Source organism: Jeotgalibacillus proteolyticus (assembly GCF_002926065.1).
GTDB lineage: Bacteria > Bacillota > Bacilli > Bacillales > Jeotgalibacillaceae > Jeotgalibacillus > Jeotgalibacillus proteolyticus.
This window is the reverse complement of the sequence record NZ_PREZ01000005.1, coordinates 257,069-273,173: the sequence shown is the minus strand read 5'-3', so window position 1 is coordinate 273,173 and position 16,105 is coordinate 257,069. Positions and strand designations below refer to the sequence as shown.

General features: G+C 42.8%; 12 protein-coding genes. 9 read left to right on the top strand and 3 right to left on the bottom strand.

Annotation, left to right across the window (positions count from 1 at the left end; translation table 11 throughout):
• Window positions 1–78 precede the first annotated feature (78 nt).
• The 3 genes from C4B60_RS14455 to C4B60_RS14445 all read left to right on the top strand — a co-directional run bounded on the left by C4B60_RS14455 (window position 79) and on the right by C4B60_RS14445 (window position 5,230).
• Window positions 79–762, top strand: a complete 684-nt coding sequence (locus C4B60_RS14455; RefSeq protein WP_104058731.1) for an NAD(P)H-binding protein — start codon at window positions 79–81, stop codon at window positions 760–762.
• A gap of 82 nt (window positions 763–844) precedes the next feature.
• Complete coding sequence (locus tag C4B60_RS14450) at window positions 845–2,680, top strand: cation:proton antiporter (protein WP_425331167.1); 1,836 nt, start codon at window positions 845–847, stop codon at window positions 2,678–2,680.
• 372 nt (window positions 2,681–3,052) lie between these two features.
• The gene (locus C4B60_RS14445) at window positions 3,053–5,230 is read left to right on the top strand and encodes a DNA topoisomerase III (protein WP_104058730.1); all 2,178 of its coding nucleotides are present in this window, start codon (window positions 3,053–3,055) and stop codon (window positions 5,228–5,230) included.
• 26 nt (window positions 5,231–5,256) lie between these two features.
• Here C4B60_RS14445 and C4B60_RS14440 read toward each other — a convergent pair whose 3' ends face one another.
• Complete coding sequence (locus tag C4B60_RS14440; protein WP_104058729.1) at window positions 5,257–6,645, bottom strand: MFS transporter; 1,389 nt, start codon at window positions 6,643–6,645, stop codon at window positions 5,257–5,259.
• A 135-nt stretch (window positions 6,646–6,780) separates the two neighbouring features.
• Here C4B60_RS14440 and ybaK point away from each other — a divergent pair, with 135 nt between their 5' ends.
• The 5 genes from ybaK (at window position 6,781) to C4B60_RS14415 (ending at window position 11,131) form a co-directional block, all read left to right on the top strand.
• Window positions 6,781–7,260 carry a Cys-tRNA(Pro) deacylase gene (gene ybaK / locus C4B60_RS14435; RefSeq protein WP_104058728.1) on the top strand — a complete coding sequence of 160 codons (480 nt, stop codon included), beginning with the start codon at window positions 6,781–6,783 and terminating at the stop codon, window positions 7,258–7,260.
• Window positions 7,261–7,334: 74 nt separating this feature from the next.
• Window positions 7,335–7,679: a YflT domain-containing protein gene (locus C4B60_RS14430; RefSeq protein WP_104058727.1), complete on the top strand. Its 345-nt coding sequence runs from the start codon at window positions 7,335–7,337 to the stop codon at window positions 7,677–7,679.
• A gap of 349 nt (window positions 7,680–8,028) precedes the next feature.
• On the top strand, window positions 8,029–8,682 hold the full coding sequence (locus C4B60_RS14425) for a YczE/YyaS/YitT family protein (RefSeq protein WP_104058726.1): 654 nt from the start codon (window positions 8,029–8,031) through the stop codon (window positions 8,680–8,682).
• A gap of 98 nt (window positions 8,683–8,780) precedes the next feature.
• Window positions 8,781–9,932, top strand: a complete 1,152-nt coding sequence (locus C4B60_RS14420) for an acyl-CoA dehydrogenase family protein (protein WP_104058725.1) — start codon at window positions 8,781–8,783, stop codon at window positions 9,930–9,932.
• Window positions 9,933–10,033: 101 nt separating this feature from the next.
• The gene (locus C4B60_RS14415) at window positions 10,034–11,131 is read left to right on the top strand and encodes a PRK06851 family protein (RefSeq protein WP_104058724.1); all 1,098 of its coding nucleotides are present in this window, start codon (window positions 10,034–10,036) and stop codon (window positions 11,129–11,131) included.
• Window positions 11,132–11,225: 94 nt separating this feature from the next.
• Here the strand turns inward: C4B60_RS14415 and C4B60_RS14410 are convergent, their stop codons facing one another.
• On the bottom strand, window positions 11,226–12,611 hold the full coding sequence (locus C4B60_RS14410; protein ID WP_104058723.1) for a tetratricopeptide repeat protein: 1,386 nt from the start codon (window positions 12,609–12,611) through the stop codon (window positions 11,226–11,228).
• A gap of 264 nt (window positions 12,612–12,875) precedes the next feature.
• On the opposite strand from C4B60_RS14410, the gene C4B60_RS14405 reads away from it, so the two are divergent.
• A complete protein-coding gene (locus tag C4B60_RS14405) occupies window positions 12,876–14,066 on the top strand; it encodes a glycine C-acetyltransferase (RefSeq protein WP_104058722.1) in 1,191 nt (396 codons plus the stop codon).
• Between the two features lie 41 nt (window positions 14,067–14,107).
• Here the strand turns inward: C4B60_RS14405 and C4B60_RS14400 are convergent, their stop codons facing one another.
• Window positions 14,108–15,694, bottom strand: a complete 1,587-nt coding sequence (locus C4B60_RS14400) for a glutathione ABC transporter substrate-binding protein (protein ID WP_342365044.1) — start codon at window positions 15,692–15,694, stop codon at window positions 14,108–14,110.
• Window positions 15,695–16,105 lie beyond the last annotated feature (411 nt).

The window sequence follows — 16,105 nt, the reverse complement described above, 5'->3', positions numbered from 1 at the left end:
TTTTGCTGTTAGAAAGATTGATTTAAGGGGAATTAAACCGATAGATAAGATAAATCCTATAGAGCGGGAGGGAAGAATATGAAAAAAAGAACAGCACTGGTGGCTGGAGCAACAGGATTAGTCGGGAAAGAAGTTGTAAAAGAGCTTTGCCGACGGGAAGAGTACAGCGAGATCATTGCGATTACAAGAAGCGAATTGAAGCTCGAGCACCCGAAGCTTACAAACAAAGTAATCGATTTTAACTATTTGGAGGGAGTGCATATCGGTCTGGCTGATGATATCTACTGTTGTCTTGGCACCACAATAAAAAAGGCTAAATCTAAGGAAGCTTTTCGTATGGTGGATTTAGATTATCCGTTACAGCTGGCCGTCCTGGCAAAAAAGAATAACGCGCAGCAATTTCTCGTTATTTCAGCAATGGGAGCAAGTCCCTCTTCACGATTTTTTTACAATAAAATTAAAGGGTTAATGGAGGAGCAGCTAAAGGGGCTTGGCCTAACACGTCTTCAGATCTTCAGGCCCTCACTTCTTATTGGAGACAGAGAAGAATTTCGTTTTGGCGAAACTCTTGGCGCTAAGGTAATGTCATTTGCAGGGTGGATGCTTGTGGGACCTTTAAAATCCTACAAAGCCATCCGGGCCGAGCAGGTAGCACTAGCCATGGTCGAAAAAGCACTCACTCCACCAGTTCAAAAAGTAGAGATTCACAAATCAGGGGCAATTGAGCAGGTAGAGAGAACAAAAACAGAAGCGATGGAGTAAAATCATAAGTCAAGAGGACTTATTCCTTCAAATCCTTAAATAGGGCTGAAAGTAAGGGATAGTTTTTTAATGCTGAAGGCAGGTGTTTGCAATTTTTGATTCACTTTTATTTACAATTATGCTGGTTGTTTTTTTAGGAGTTTTATCTCAATGGCTTTCCTGGAGAATTAAGCTCCCGGCTATTGTGGTGATGTCAGTGGCTGGCATTATTGTTGGGCCGGTTTTAGGGATCATTGATCCATCGCAGGAGTTCGGCGATTTATATGGACCAATTATTTCTATGGCTGTTGCGATTATTTTATTTGAAGGAAGCCTTCAGCTGGATTTTCGGGAAATCCGTGATCTTGGCAAGCCTGTTACCAGAATTGTGACCGTTGGTGCGTTTATCGCATGGATCTTGGGCTCACTTGCTGCTCATTATGTAGCAGGTTTATCTCTTCCTGTTGCGTTTGTTATTGGAGGCTTATTTATTGTAACGGGACCTACCGTTATCCTGCCGCTGCTCAGGCAGGCGAAATTAAAGCCCCGTCCATCGAAAATTTTAAAATGGGAAGGAATTATTGTTGATCCTATAGGAGTTTTGCTGGCGTTATTTGCTTTTCAAATTATTCTTTTCTTTATGGATGAGACAGTGTCGCTTGGAAGCCTGCTTATTTTCTTCGCGGCAGCCGGCTTTGCCACTTTGCTTGGCTGGGGCTGCGGGAGAGGCATGGGCTGGATGTTTGAGAAGGGGTATATCCCGGAATATTTAAAATCGCCTGTGCTTTTTTCAGTTGTATTGCTTTGCTTTACTCTTGCTGATGAAGTAATGCATGAGACAGGTCTATTGTCAGTTACAGCGATGGGGATCACTATGGCCAATATGCATATTGCATCCATAGGAAATATGAGGCATTTTAAAGAAAATATTTCTGTGCTTTTAATTTCCACAATATTTATCATGTTAACAGCGTCCCTGCACATTGAAACATTTTATGAGATTTTGAACCCTGCGATCATTGGGTATGTACTTTTAATGCTATTTGTCGTTCGACCGCTCTCTATATGGCTATCGACGATCGGGACAGATTTATCGCTTCAGGAAAAAGCGCTTGTCGGATGGATTGCGCCAAGAGGAATTGTGGCACTGACGGTATCGGGCTATTTTGCAAGTGTGTTAACGGATACCGGATTTGAAGATGCACAATTATTGACTGCACTTACCTTTGCATTGGTTTTTGCGACTGTATGTGCCCACGGCTTTTCCATTGGCTGGGCTGCCAGACGTTTAAAGCTTGCTAATGACCAGGGGCCCGGTGTCATTGTTGTAGGAGGAAATTCCTTTACAAATGCTTTAGTAGCAACACTGACAGAGATGAAGGTTCCGGCTGTGCTTGTGGATTCTTCATGGAGAAAAGTGGCTGCAGCAAGACAAAGCGGACTGCCTACCTTCCACGGGGAGGTGCTGTCAGAGCAAACGGAATATCAGCTCGATATGACACCATACGAATCAATTATTATGGCGTCAGAAAGCGACGCTTATAACTCATTAGTGTGTTCAAGCTTTACGCCAACCTTTGGAATCAAGCACCTTTATCAAACAGCGCCTGATATAGCGCGGGATGCCGATTTGGAAGGATTAACCCACTCAGTCGGCGGAAGAATATTGTTTAACAATGAAACACCTCTCCAAGCCCTGATCCAAAGGGTAGATGCAGGACAGGTTTTCAGAAAAACCCTCCTGACAAAGCAGTTTTCAGCAAAGGAATTTATGAATGAAATTAATGAAGAGGACATCCTCGTAGGCTTATTAAAAGCCTCAGGGCGATTTGACCCAATCGCCACTGACTCAGAGTTCTCTCTCGAACCTGGCGATACCGTCATCAGACTATCCTCTGCATTGAAAGAAAAAGAAAAAATAAAGCAGTCCAAAGAATAATTATTCGAAAAACCACTCTTTCCATTGGAAGAGTGGTTTTTCATGGGGAACCTTAGTTTAAATGATATAATTTCATATAAATGATACACTGTAGCAAGTGTCATTGCTTTCGGAAGACCAACTAGAACTGATGCTTTTAATGCATTTAAACGGATTTCACATAGAGTAAAATTTGAAGAGACAAATAATATTTCCGGAGTTGATTGAAGTGGAAGGGGACGACTCCAATGGGAGGAAGCGGGAGCTTGAGATCCACTTGTGTTAGCAAGTTAGCTCAAACCCCGCGGAAAGCATGCCCCTGCAACGGAAATCAGCATGCCTGATTAAAAGGTATTTATATACTTAAATCAACAAACAGAAAGGACTTTACCCATGAAAAAAACCGTCGTACTCGCAGAAAAACCCTCAGTCGGCCGCGACATCGCACGCGTCCTCAACTGTCACAAAAAAGGCAACGGCTTCATCGAAGGCGACCGCTACATCGTCACCTGGGCACTCGGCCACCTGGTGACCCATGCTGACCCTGAAGGCTACGGAAAAGAATTCCAATCCTGGCGCTTAGAGGACCTGCCCATCATCCCCAAGCCACTAAAACTCGTCGTCATCAAAAAAACCGGCAAGCAATTCCAGGCCGTTAAAAACCAACTCACAAGAGGAGATGTTGGAGACATCATCATCGCAACAGACGCTGGAAGAGAAGGTGAGCTTGTCGCGCGCTGGATCATTGAAAAAGCCAACGTCAAAAAGCCGATAAAACGTCTATGGATCTCTTCTGTAACCGACAAAGCCATACAGCAGGGATTCCGCAATCTCAAGGATGGTAAAAACTATGAAACCCTCTACCAATCCGCTGTTGCAAGAGCAGAAGCAGACTGGATCATGGGAATTAACGCCACCCGGGCACTCACCACAAAATACAATGCCCAGCTTTCAACCGGTCGTGTACAAACACCAACTCTTGCCATGATTGCCATGCGAGAAGAAGAAATCCAGACCTTCACCCCGCAAAGCTATTACGGTGTTCAGGCAAAGGCTGAAGCATTTACCCTTCAATGGCAGGAAGCAAAATCAAACCAGTCAAGAACATTTGATAAATCACAGGCAGAGATGGTCGTAAATGGAGCTAAAGGAAAAACGGCTCTCATAAAGGAAGTCAAGAAAACACCGAAAAAAACCTATGCACCAGCCCTTTATGATCTTACAGAGCTGCAGCGTGATGCGCATAAACGTTATCACTTTTCTGCAAAAGAAACTTTATCCATTCTTCAAAAATTATACGAGCAGCATAAGCTTGTGACGTATCCACGGACGGATTCACGCTATCTTACAAGCGATTTAGTAGAAACACTGCCAGACCGTTTAAAAGGGATGCAGGTGAAGCCTTACGCAGCTCATGCGGCTAAGCTTTTACAAAAGCCGATTAAAGCAAATTCACGATTTGTAAACGACCAGAAGGTATCAGATCACCATGCGATTATTCCAACTGAAGAACGTCTGCTGCCAGACACTTTAAACGATAAAGAGTGGAAGCTGTATGACTTAATCGCTACCCGATTTCTTTCCGTTCTGATGCCGGCTCACGAGTATGAGCAAACAATCATATCAGCTGATCTAAACGGTGAGATCTATACTGCTAAAGGAAACATTCCAACCGTTACAGGCTGGAAGGCGGTGTTTGATGGGGAAGAGGAGGAACCGGATCAGCAGGAAAAATCTCAAAAAATTCCGGACGTGAAAGAAGGAGAAAAGCTGAACCTGAGATCAGTGACGCTGACAACCGGCGCAACGAAGCCTCCTGGACGATTTACAGAAGGAACGCTCCTGTCTGCCATGGAAAATCCGAAGGCTTATATGAAAAACGAAAAAAAGGAGCTCTTAAAAACGCTTGGCGAAACAGGGGGACTCGGGACAGTTGCGACCCGTGCAGATATTATTGAAAAGTTATTCAACAGCTTTCTGATTGAAAAAAGAGGACAGGAAATTGTTTTAACCTCTAAGGGAAGACAGCTGTTGGACCTCGTTCCGCAGGAGTTAAAATCACCTGCTTTAACTGCACAATGGGAGCAAAAGCTCGCTGCTATTGCGAAAGGTTCGATGAAGCAGAGCTCGTTCCTGGCAGAGATGACCGGTTTTACAAAAGAAATTGTTCAGTCCATTAAATACAGTGATGCGAAGTTTAAGCATGATAATATGACTGGCACCCATTGCCCTGACTGTGGAAAGCTGATGCTTGAAGTGAAAGGGAAAAAAGGAAAAATGCTTGTCTGTCAGGACAGAGAATGCGGTCACCGTAAAAATGTGGCGAAGAAAACGAATGCAAGATGTCCGAATTGCCATAAAAAGCTTGAGCTCAGAGGAGAAGGAGAAGGGCAGACCTTCAGCTGCGTATGCGGTCACAGAGAAAAACTTTCCGCTTTTCAGAAACGCCGCAAGGAATCCTCCCAAAACAAAGCAGGGAAGCGTGACGTTTCAAACTATATGAAAAAGCAGAATAAAGATGAGCCGATCAACAGTGCTCTTGCTGATGCGTTAAAAAATCTAAAGCTCTAAAAAACCCCTCCGGCTGGAGGGGTTTTTTAATAGGCTTGAGCACTTCTATCCGCTCTCTTATAAAGAATAGAGAACATAATGACATTTAAAATCGCAAGAAGACTGAGAGAAATAAATAAATTACTGTAGATAACATTCAGCCCGCTGTCAGCCAGCAGGTTCCAGCGGAAGGTTACATCCTGGATTTCCAAAACAGCTCCGAAGATGGCGCTTGAAAAAGCTCCGCCCATAAAGTTCAATAAATTAAAGATACCGATTCCAACGCCGTTTTGCTCACTCGATAATGTAGTCGACAGCAAATCTGCTGTGGAACTTTGAATAAGCGGAAATCCTATATAAGCAACGAGCATACAGAGGGAAATAATCCACGCGCCGCTTCCGGCAAAGGTTGAAATTAACAGACAGCCTGCAGCAATCAGCACAAGCGCTGTTTTAACAACCGGAACGCCTCCCTTTTTATCAATAACCCGTCCCCCGTACTGCCCAAGAAAACCTGCCATAATAGCTCCCGGAAAAAGAACAAAGCCGATTCCGATCGTTGAAAGGGTGTTTAAATCCCTGAGCATAATCGGGATAACAAAGATAAGGCCAAATAAACAGGCTGTCCCAAAAAAGCTTGAGATGACCGTTACGGTATAGCGTCGATTTTTTAAAATAGCCGGCTGTATAAATGGGTCCTTTGCCTTTACTGTCCGCCAGATAAACAGGAGGGCAAAGAGTACAAAAAGTCCGATCAACCGATAATCAAAGGTCGTGATAAAAAATAACAGGCTGGCAGCTGTCAATGCGATAAGCGCAGCCCCAAGTAAATCGATTGATCCGCGCTTTCGTTCTTCCATTGGCAGCCATTTGCGAAAAAGAGGGATAGAAAATACTGCGAGCATGGAGAAGAAGAATAAAAACCGCCAGCTAAAGGCTCCTCCAATAATGCCTCCAAGAATGGGTCCTACCCCGGAAGCAAATGCTACGGTTGAAGCCACATACCCAAACACTCTTCCGCGGATGCTTGGCATAAAGCGGGAAGGAATAATAAAGGAGAGTGCTGGAATGCTTGCTCCTCCCATCGCTTGGAGAACTCTTGCCAAAATCAGGACTTCAAAGCTTGGGGAGAGAAGGCCAAGTAACGCGCCGAATGAAAATAAAGCGAGTCCGAACGTGAAAAGCGTTCTTATAGGAAATAAGTCAGCGAGCTTTCCATACATTAATGATCCGATAGCAAAAACAAGAATATAGCCGGTCATGACCCAGCTGACCTGAGAAGTGGATAGATTAAAATCAGAGGATATATCAGGAATTGCAACATTAAACATAGTGCTGTTCATAACTGTAAAAGCCAGGATTAAGCAAACTAAAAAAGTCAGCTTCTTTTTCTGATTGTCCGACACCTCCAAAAGGGTGGTTTGTGATGAATTCATTTTTATCCGTCCTTACTAATAAAATTAATATTATTTCGATTATCAAAATAATCATAAGCCTTAATCTGATTCTTGTAAAACGATAGTTGCCCATTAGGATATAATTAAATTATTCTAAAAACGAGGAGTGGAAGGATGGCCAAAAAAGGAAAAACAAATGCGATGAGACAGCTTGATGCCAATAAGATTCAGTACAAAATTCATGAGTATGATTTTGCTGATGGTTTAATCGACGGTATTTCAGCTGCCAGGAAAATCAGCCGCTCATCAAATGAGGTTTACAAAACACTAGTGACCCAATCCCAATCAAAAAACTATTATGTATTTTTAGTTCCTGTTGACCGGGAGCTTCACTTAAAAAAAGCCGCTGCCGCCGCAGGGGAAAAGAAGGTTGAGATGATCCCGGTTAAAGACCTCCAAACCATAACAGGATACATTAAAGGAGGTTGTTCTCCAATCGGAATGAAAAAGAAATTTCCCACCTATATTGCAAAGGAAGCGAAGGAGCTCTCGACTTTAATTGTCAGTGCAGGTCAGATTGGAAAACAGATCGAGCTGGAAACGGCTGATCTGCTAAGCGTGACAAATGCTTCAGCCGCCGATCTTATGGAATAGTCCGATATGAATGTTTACGAGATAGTATGAAGGGTAATATTTCTTCTGAAGACTACTTTAGGAGGAGATAACAAATGAGTTTATATTACAAAGAATTTTCAAATGATGAAGAAGTGGTAAACGCAGTTAACTCCATTAAAACAAGAGGCGTCAACGAGGATACAATTTATGTGGTAACACATGACGACGACCGCACAAAGCGTGTGGCAGATAACGCAGACGCCAATACAATCGGTGCTTCTGATATCGGCTTAGCTACTGCAACAAAAAATGTTTTCCGTAAAAAGGGAGACGAGCTTCGTGCCCAATTTGAAGAAATCGGCTTTACAACAGCTGAATCTGAAAACCTTGAGGACAAGCTTGATCAGGGGAAAATCCTTGTTATCGTGAAGGATGCACCTGCAGGCTTCACGATCTAAAAAGAAAAACTTAAAAGGGCGATTTGAAATCTGCCCATTAGATAATGAGGCTGGAACGATAATGCTAGAAACAATAGGTGAACGGAGCGGAAGGCGTCCGCCTGAAGTGCAGTGAACCGGACGAAGGAGGTTGAGACATAAACATTTGTCTCAACCTTTTTTGTGTTTTTTCAATAAAGAATAGCATTGGTTAACTTTTAGAAAACGGTCATCTACTCATGAATTTTTAGTAGATGAAAAGCAGAAAAAATTAAAAATTCTTTTAACTACTCTTTCATTCTGTGGTAAAGTGGGGAAATACAATTTAGATGAACGAAAGAACTTACCAGAATGAAAGAAGGAATAAATAATGATGCGAAACTACGTGATTAGATGGTCTTTTTTCATGATTGGCCTTGCCATAATGGCATTGGGCATCACCTTAACGATTAAGGGTCAAAAGCTTGGAATCAGCCCCTGGGATGTTCTGCACGTCGGGCTGTTTCAGCAGTTTGGCTTAACAGTGGGATCATGGTCAATTATTATGGGAATTCTCATTATTACAGTACTCGTTATCATGACTAAAAAGCCGCCAAGAGTTGGGGCTATTTTAAATATGGTGCTTGTAGGGGTTTTTATTGATTTTTTCAACTGGCTGCTGCCAGAGCCGGCTTCATGGACAGGAATTGTTGTAGTATTTCTCTTAGGGATCGTAGCCATGGGTTATGGGGTTGGCATTTACGTGAGCGCAGATATGGGAACAGGACCCCGGGATTCAGTGATGATGCTGCTGGTTGAAAAAACTGGGTGGAAGATCAGCCGGGTAAGAAGAGGCCTGGATATCGTTGTACTAGCAGCAGGCTTTGGATTAGGGGGCCCTGTTGGCATCGGTACTATTATTACGGCCCTTTTTGTAGGAACAATCGTTCATCTTTCTCTACCTCAAAGTACCATTGTGCTTAATAGACTGTTAGACCGTAAGCAAGTAATTGAAGGTGAGCATCTCGCCTCAAAAAAAGCGTAATTGTACTATTTGCCTCAATGTCCAAGCGAACAGCTTGGAATTATGAATATTAATAAGGTAAACTTTAAGAAATAGCATTGTAAGACAGGAGTGGTTGGATGTTCGACTTTGTCCGGAATAACGAGCAAAGGGAGCTTTTAAATAAATTAGAAGCATTGATTCCTGCATTTAAACAAAGAGAGCCTGATCTGACTCAACTAAATTCTTATCCGAAAGAAAATATAGAGGACTTAAAGCAAATCGACTATCAGACACTGACCATGCCCACGGAATACGGAGGACAGGGCATGGGACTGTACTCATTTGTTTTAGCTCAGGAATTAATTGCCAAGGGGAGCGGTTCAACAGCTCTGTCCATTGGCTGGCACGGCGGGAGCCTATTGGAATGGAGCGAAAATCGCAACTGGGATAAGGATATTGCAGAATGGCTGACGAAAAAAATTATAGACGGCGCGATTATCAACACGGCGGCAACTGAAAAAGGGGCAGGGAGTCCGACTAGAGGAGCGCTCCCTCAAACTACTGCTGTTGAAAAAGACGGCAGCTGGGTGATTACAGGAGAAAAATCCTACACTTCACTTGCTCCTTTGATTGATTACTTCTTTGTTACGGCTGCCATTGGGGATACTGATTCTGTAGCAGTCTTTGTTGTACCTAAAGAAACAAAAGGCGTTTCAATAAATGAAACCTGGGATAGTGTAGGAATGAGGGGAACAGCAAGCCACGATTTGGTTTTGAATGAGGCTGTTATTCCTAAGAGCTATTTGTTAAAACCGTTGAATGGTGAGCGGAAAATGAACCCACAGGCCTGGCTTCTCCACATTCCGGCATGCTATATCGGTATTGCTGGAGCAGCGAGGGATGAGGCTGTAGCTTTTGCCTCAAATTACACTCCTGTTTCTCTCGGGGAACCGATTGGAAGCCTTGTGAACATTCAGCAGCAAATAGGCGAAATGGATATTGAACTGATCAGTGCACGGCAGGCGCTTTACCATGCTGCGCTTGTTTACGAAGAAGCAGAAAATAAAGCGGCGGTAAAAGATCTGCTCCAGGCTGCAAAGGTAAACGTAACAAATGCAGCTATTTCGATCGTTGATCGTGCGATGAGGATTGTGGGTCCGTCTGCGATGTCAGCATCAAGTCCTATGCAGCGTTATTATAAGGACGTTCGAATGGGACTTCATAATCCTCCAATGGAAGACATGGTGAAAAAAGCACTTGGTGAAAAAGCCGTTGAACTAGATAACTAAAAGCATCCTCTCTTAGGGTGCTTTTTTGCTGTGAAAATATGAATGTTTACAAAAGTTTAACATATACATAGGCGAGCAAGACAGAAACGGGGGGATGTAGGATGGCTGGAAAGATCCGTCATTATTTCGCCGGGGGAAATACGGCAAAAGGATTCCACCACTTTTTTGAATCAAATCTTTCTTCACTATCCCGACTTTGGATTTTAAAGGGCGGTCCGGGAACAGGGAAATCAACCTTAATGAAGCAAATCGGTCATGCCTGGCTGGAAAAAGGATATGATGTTGAATGGATTCACTGCTCTTCTGATCCCGATTCACTGGACGGTCTTATTATCCCGTCCCTGCAAATCGGCTTAGTTGATGGAACTGCTCCGCATATTTTAGAACCGACAGCACCAGGAGCGAAAGAGGATTACGTCAACCTCGGGCAGGCCTGGGACCGAAAGAAGCTGGAAGGACAAATAGAAGAAGTAGCAAAATATAATAAGGAAATTGAAGAAAGCTATCAAAAAGCCTATAAAATATTTGCAGAAGCTCTCCTTATTCATGACGAATGGGAAAAAATTTATATAGAAAACCTGGACAGAGAAGCAGCCAATCAATTAGCAGAGAGCTATGTAAGCTCGCTTTTTGGGAATGTAAATTTGAATAAACAAGGGGAAGTGAAGCATCGTTATTTAGGCGCTGCAACCTCACAGGGCGCAGTTGATTATATCCCTAACCTCACCTATGAGCTGCCGCAAAGATATTTTATAAAGGGAAGGCCGGGAACAGGAAAGTCAACCTTGTTAAAAAAAGTGGCAAAAGCAGCAGAAGAACGAGGACTTGATGCTGAAATCTACCATTGTGGCTTTGACCCGGAAAGCCTCGATATGGTGATTGTACGTGAGCTGGGCTTTGCGATCTTTGACAGTACCGCTCCTCACGAATATTTTCCGGAGCGGGATGGCGACGAAATCCTCGATACCTACGAAAAAATAATAAAACCGGGAACAGATGAAGAAAATCTTCCCCAAATTCAAACCATTCAAAAGCGGTATACCGAAAAAATGAATGAAGCCACAGCCTGCCTGAAAAAAGCAAAATATATACATGACGACCTGGAATCGATTTACATTCAGGCGATGAATTTTGAGCGCGTAGAAAAAATCCAACAGGCAATTCATGCGGAGATTGAAGAAATAGCGCAAGGGACTTAAATTAAAAAAGGCCACCTTCATAGGGTGGCTTTTTGATGTTGCAGGAACTCCTGTCCAAAATAATGCAGTAAGCACTTCTAAAAGGCTGCACGTATTAGCTCATCGATTGAAGCAACTGTTTATAGGCAGAAGCCTCATCCAGATTTCCTGTTTCCCGGTAAAGGGTGAACAGCCATTTCACTGGAGAAGGATCATCCGGGTTTAGCTCCATTTCGTAGCTGAATGCCTCAATGGCTTCCCGTTTTAATCCTAGCTCATAATACAGGGCACCTGCCTTAGCCTGCTTATCTGGATCCTCGGCGTAGGCAACCAGCTTCTTGACCTTTTGATAAATAGGAAGGCTGCATTTGGAATCCTCAAGAGGCTTTAGCCAGTCAATGAGATAGGACAAGCCATGTGTTTTGCTGAGAGTAGGGATGCAGGCTGTTAAAAGACTGTCTAAATCCTTCTTTTCATCTTTCAATATAGGGATTAATACCATGCTTAGCTGCTCAATCGGAAGACGGTTATCCCATTTTACTTGAGGGATGATTTCTTTTAGACTTCTAATGTCCTGGGCAGCGAGAGAAAATGGATGGTTGATAAGTGTCGTAATGGCTTCATCAAATGCCTCTGTCCGTATGCATTGCCGGAAGGCTTCTCTTGAGATAACTTCCTGCCCAGAAGTGCTCATTTGCAGCAGAAGATCTTTTATTTCATGTGGTGAAAACTGCTTTCTTGCTTCGTTTAAAAATAGAGGAAATATCGTTTCGTCTGTTTCGCGCTGATGGTTTTCATAGAGAAAAGCAAAAGCTGCAGTTGAAAAAACTGGTTCCTGTGAGTAGCTATCCAACCATTTTTTTCGGGAAGATTCATTCTGACGATCCTTCCAAAGCATCCATTCACACGTTGTTGGGTCATTTTTGAGCAGTGAATCTGAAACTGTACTGTATTTTTTATGATAAGCCGTAAAGCTTGCATCATGCTTCGTGCTTGCTGTCCAATCGTGCGTTGGAAATGCTTCTTCTATCGTAAGCAGCACAGCGTATGCTTTTCCCCATTTTCCATCTCTTCTATATTCGTAATAAGCCTCGCGCATGACCTTAAACAATTTCTCAGCCTGAATAACCGAGTCCATACAGCGGAAAATCTGTGAAACCTCCAGCGGAGAAAAATGTTTTTTAGAGTATGAGTATAACTCGGTTAAGGAGCGGTTCTTCACTTTTTCATGACGGGTGATATACTGGCTTACAACAGGGTGAGGACATAAAAAAACAATTCCTTTTGTCATCGCCAGTTCAAGGTAACTGCCTCTCTTGGAGCGCGTTACTTTTTTGGCGGCAAGGAATTGTTGCCGGTGAAAATATAATTGATAAAGATTTCCTTCAGGTGAAGCAGCCTCCATAATCGAACAAGGAGAATGGACTGCCATTCTTATAGGGGTAAGGTGGACTTTACGGTTGCCTTTTTCCAACAATGTCATGGTGGTCAAATGGTTCATTCGTATCCCTCCTCTTAATTACCATAAGCATACCATACCTGAAGAGAAAAGGGCAGGGAATACAAAGTTAATGATAGAACTGCCATTTCTCACAGTTTAAGGATGAAGGATAATCCGTGGAAACAAACATCGTGAATTGTCCGTATCATGCAAACATGGTAAACTGGTAGTAATGAAAAAGCAGAATTAATAAGTGAAATATATCAAAAGTGTATTTGTCGAAAGGACATTTGTGCAATTCCATTTTATTCAGGAGGTATCACCATGGCGAAGATATTAGATCAATTTTTAAAAGAGAATCTTGATGATTTGAAGGAGCAGGGGCTCTATAATGAAATCGATCCTGTAGAGGGACCAAATGACGCAAAAATAAAAATTGCCGGGAAAGAACTAATCAATCTATCCTCCAATAATTACCTTGGGCTTGCGACAAACGATCATCTAAAGGAAATCGCAAAAAAAGCGATTGACCACTATGGCGTCGGAGCAGGAGCTGTCCGTACGATTAACGGGACATTAGATCTGCATGTAAAGCTGGAGGATAAAATTGCTGAATTTAAGGGAACAGAAGCTGCGATTGCTTTTCAGTCAGGCTTTAACTGCAACATGGCTGCAATTTCAGCGGTAATGGATAAAAATGATGCAATTCTGTCCGATTCGTTGAATCATGCTTCCATAATTGATGGCTGCCGTCTTTCTAAGGCTAAAATTATCCGCTTTGAACATTCGGATATGGAGGATTTGCGTGCAAAAGCAAAGGAAGCAACTGAATCCGGTCTATATAATAAAGTAATGGTTATAACGGATGGCGTATTTTCAATGGACGGAGACGTAGCGAAGCTTCCGCAAATCGTGGAAATTGCAAAAGAGTTTGACCTGATCACATATGTCGACGATGCCCACGGATCAGGCGTAATGGGTAAAGGCGCGGGAACTGTAAAGCATTTTGGGCTGGCAAAAGAAGTTGACTTCCAAATGGGAACTCTGTCAAAAGCAATCGGTGTTGTTGGAGGATACGTAGCAGGTACTCAGGAATTAATTGACTGGCTGAAGGTTCGTTCACGTCCATTCCTGTTTTCTACTGCACTTACCCCTGGAGATACAGCTGCTATCACAGAAGCGCTTCAAATGCTGATCGATAGCACAGAGCTTCACGACAAGCTATGGGAAAATGGCCGTTACCTGAAAGAGGGCCTTAAAAAGATTGGTTTTGATATTGGAGACAGCGAGACTCCTATTACCCCTTGTATCATTGGGGAAGAAAAGCTTACTCAGCAATTCAGCAAGCGCCTGAGCGAAGAGGGAGTATATGCAAAATCAATTGTATTCCCTACAGTTCCACGCGGGACGGGGCGTGTAAGAAATATGCCGACAGCTGCTCACACGAAGGATATGCTCGATGAAGCATTGGCTGTTTATGAAAAAGTAGGGAAAGAACTCAATATAATTCAATAAGAAATAACCCGATTCCCACAAAGGAGAATCGGGTTTTCTTGTTAATCGTTAATGACAACATCCTTTAGCTGATAAATTCCAGTAGGGCTGACACTAAAGCCTTCTACCGTATTTAAGTGACCGGACAGATATGTCTGATGCTGCAGATAAATCATCGGTGCAAGCTCAACGAGACGCTCCTGGGCTCCGCGATACAGTTCAAGCTGCTCATCCTCATCTGTTGTCTTACGGGCTTCTTCAAGGTAGCGGTCAATTTCATCATCTTCAAGCATGAAGCGATTCCCTGCATCGCCAACCTGTGAAGAGTGGAATAAAGAATAAAGCCCGTTATCAGCATTCGCATTTTGATTTGACCAGCCAAGGATGAACATATCATGCTCACCTTGTCCGGTTTGGGCAAGATAAGCTCCCCATTCAAGCTCTTCAACCTGAACATCTACACCAATGTCAGCAAGTGAGTTTTGAACAGCTACAGCAATATCTCTGCGCTGCGGGTTGTCGTTAGTCCAGATAATGGTCGAGAAGCCATCCTCGTATCCGGCTTCTGCAAGCAAAGCTTTTGCTTCCTCCACATCATACTCAAGGCCTGGAATATCATTTGCCGCTCCTACCACAGGCGGAGCAAGAGGGCCGGTTGCGATTGTTCCATATCCATCATAAATTCCGTTGATCATTTCCTCTTTATTAATAGCCATAGATATTGCTTGTCTTACACGAACATCGTCAAAAGGCTCTTTGTTTAAATTAAAGCCAATGTAGTTTATTCCCACGCTATCCTCTGTAGTGAGACTAGCATGCTCCATATTTTCCACGCGAGCTGCTTCATTAGGAGCGAGGGGGTCGATAATATGCGCGTATTCAGTCTCAAGATTTGCCAAACGTGTTGCACCTTCAGGGACTACCTGAAAGACAACAGATTCATATGAAACGGCGCCATCCCAATAATCTTCATTTTTAACAAGGGTCAGTTCATCCCCGGGAGTCCAGCTTTCAAATTGGAGAAAACCGGTACCCGAAGGATGTTCATTGATGTAAGTGCCTGGCTGCCCACCGTCCTCCATCGCTTCATAATCTGCTTCTATCGAGGCGGGGCTCATCATCGCTCCGCCAATATTCGAAAGATTTGCAAGAATCGGTGCATACGGATATTCCAGATGTATACGAACCGTGTATTCATCAACTACTTCAACCTCTGTGACCATTTCGTATTGTACTGCCCGGGGAGAAGCGATTTCTTCATCCAGAATGCGGTCAAAGTTTGCTTTTACAGCTTCAGCGTTGAAAGGAGTGCCATCATGGAAATTGATGCCTTCACGAAGCTGAAATTCCCAGGTAAGATCGTCAACAGGCTCCCAGGATTCTGCAAGTGCCGGTTGAATTTCTAGATTTTCGTCCTGTGTCACTAGATTTTCAAAGATTTGTGCCTGGATATTAGCCGAGGGCACATCATTTGTAATATGTACATCCATAGCAACAGCATCTGAAAGTGTAGCAATTACTACTTCACCACTTGAAGGATCTGAACCTTCTGCAGCATCAGAAGAACCCTCCTCATCACTTCCGCCGGCACATGCTGCAAGCAATAACACCATTAATAAAGCACTTACCAGGAACCAACTCTTCTTCAATACATAACCCCCTATAGTAATCTTAAAAATTAGAATAGTAAAACTATTAAAAGTATATCGTTAATTGTTCATGAAAATCAATAAAATTCTGCATAAAAATTGAGTAAGTAAATTTAATAGTTATTATTTAGAAATTACTAATAAATAAGAAGAAAAAGAATGAAAGCGCTATATTATTGAAATATAAATAATTTATTATTTTTCTTAAATATAATAATTTGGTATTCATCTGGAAAATTTTTGTTTAATTATACATTAGATAGCTTCTTCATTCAAAATATGTGAATTTAGGGTTTAAGAATTACTCAGCTAATTTAATAGAATAAAAAAATGATTCAGGAGTAGATTGAAGTGGAAGGGGCTGACTCCTGTGGGAAGCAGCGGGAAGGCTGAGATCCACTTGCGAAGCAA